We start from the raw sequence: 1,623 nt of genomic DNA on the forward strand, positions 1-1,623 counted from the left end.
CCCTCATTCCCCCATTCCTCCCTTTCCGCGTCTCCCACAGCCTCTTCCCTCCTCTCGCCTTCTCTCTTTCCCCCTTCCCCACTTCCCTTCTTCCCCTTTCAGGAACAGGAGACCCCGGTGCCGGTCCTTCCAGGAGCCGAGCCGTTCCGTCACGAGGGCGGCGATGTCGGTGTCCTTCTCTGCCATGGCTTCACGGGTTCCCCTCGGTCGCTGCGTCCATGGGGGGAGTATCTGGCGGACCGCGGGTTGACGGTGTCGCTGCCGCTGCTGCCCGGACACGGCACGCGCTGGCAGGACATGCAGCTGACCGGGTGGCAGGACTGGTACGCGTGCGTCGACCTGGCCTTCTCCGAGCTGCGGGAGCGGTGCGAGCGGGTCTTCGTCTTCGGCCTGTCGATGGGCGGGGCACTCAGCCTCCGGCTCGCGGCGAAACACGGCGCGGAGGTCGACGGTCTCGTGCTGGTCAACCCTGCGGTACGGGTGCACGGGGCGGCGGCGCACGCGCTGCCGGTGGTGCGCCACCTGGTGCCCTCGACCAAGGGCCTGGTCAACGACATCGCGAAGGGCGGGGCCGACGAGATCGGCTACCCCAGGGTGCCGCTGCACGCGGCACACTCCATGCGGCGGCTGTTCGCGCTCGTGGACGGATCGCTGCCGCGGGTGACGCAGCCGCTGCTCTTGCTGCGCAGCAGGCAGGACCATGTCGTACCGCCGTGGGACGCCCAGCGGGTGCTGAGCCGGGTGTCCTCGACGGACGTCCGAGAGGTCGTACTGGAACAGAGCTACCACGTGGCGACGTTGGACCATGACGCGGAGCGGATCTTCGAGGAGGCCGCGGCGTTCGTCGCGCGGATCGCTCCAGGTGTCGGACAGAAGGGGAGGACGGGTGGCTGACCACGAGGCGGAGCCCGAGCCGCAGCCGCTCGACGAGGACGCGGCCTGGGCCGCGATCGTCGCGGGCTACGGCGAGGAGCCGGCGGATCCGCCGGGCACGAAGCCGTTCAAGTCGGTGGACGATCTGGCGTCGCTGGACAGCAAGAGCGGCAGCGCGACGCAGGAGCCCGCGGAGGAAGCGCGGGAGGAGAAGGAAGAGCCGGCGGACACCGCGACCGACCCCGCGGGCCAGGACGGGGCGCCGCCGCGGGCGCTCGGCGGCTCGGTGGTCTTCGCGCCGGGCGTCGGCGTCCCGGTGCCCGTCGGCCCGCGCGACGTGGAGCCGGTGGAGGACCCGGACGAGGGCCACTTCGTCCCGCCCGAGCCGCCGCCGCTGCCGGAGTCGGACGCGACGGCGAAGTTCGCGTGGCTGGGCGCGATCGGCGGACCGGTGCTCGCGCTGCTCGCGGTGGTGTTCCAGTGGGACATGACGTGGTGGCTGACGACGCTGTGCGCGGGCGGATTCCTGGGCGGCATCGCGACGTTGGTGGCGCGGATGAAGCAGGACGACGATGACGACGAAGGGGGCGGGGGCCCCGGCCGGGGCGCGGTGGTCTGACAACGGCGGTTCGGCCCGGGGCCCGGCGTCCCGGCGCGGGGGGCGGGGGGGGGCCCCCCCCCCCCCCCCCCGGCGGCCGGGCGCCGGCGGGCCGGGCGGCGCGGGGGGGGCGGGGGGGGGGGGGCGCCCGC

3 protein-coding genes are annotated in these 1,623 nt (G+C 73.8%); 2 read left to right on the forward strand and 1 reads right to left on the reverse strand.

Annotated features, from left to right (window positions below):
• Positions 1–3 precede the first annotated feature (3 nt).
• Positions 4–186, reverse strand: a complete 183-nt coding sequence (locus LCE31_RS39485) for a hypothetical protein (RefSeq protein WP_225023105.1) — start codon at positions 184–186, stop codon at positions 4–6.
• Here LCE31_RS39485 and LCE31_RS39490 point away from each other — a divergent pair.
• Both LCE31_RS39490 and LCE31_RS39495 read left to right on the forward strand, forming a co-directional pair.
• Positions 118–894: an alpha/beta hydrolase gene (locus tag LCE31_RS39490; protein ID WP_225023101.1), complete on the forward strand. Its 777-nt coding sequence runs from the start codon at positions 118–120 to the stop codon at positions 892–894. The genes LCE31_RS39485 and LCE31_RS39490 overlap by 69 nt on opposite strands.
• Complete coding sequence (locus tag LCE31_RS39495; RefSeq protein ID WP_263632839.1) at positions 806–1,492, forward strand: hypothetical protein; 687 nt, start codon at positions 806–808, stop codon at positions 1,490–1,492. The genes LCE31_RS39490 and LCE31_RS39495 overlap by 89 nt, the downstream gene beginning before the upstream one ends.
• Positions 1,493–1,623: the final 131 nt, after the last annotated feature.

It is taken from the genome of Streptomyces sp. 8L (genome assembly GCF_020176795.1).
GTDB lineage: Bacteria > Actinomycetota > Actinomycetes > Streptomycetales > Streptomycetaceae > Streptomyces.

Excerpts from the sequence above, each read along its gene's own strand:
- LCE31_RS39485 (WP_225023105.1), bottom strand. The coding sequence starts at position 186 with ATGGCAGAGAAGGACACCGACATCGCCGCCCTCGTGACGGAACGGCTC.
- LCE31_RS39495 (WP_263632839.1), top strand. The coding sequence starts at position 806 with ATGACGCGGAGCGGATCTTCGAGGAGGCCGCGGCGTTCGTCGCGCGGA.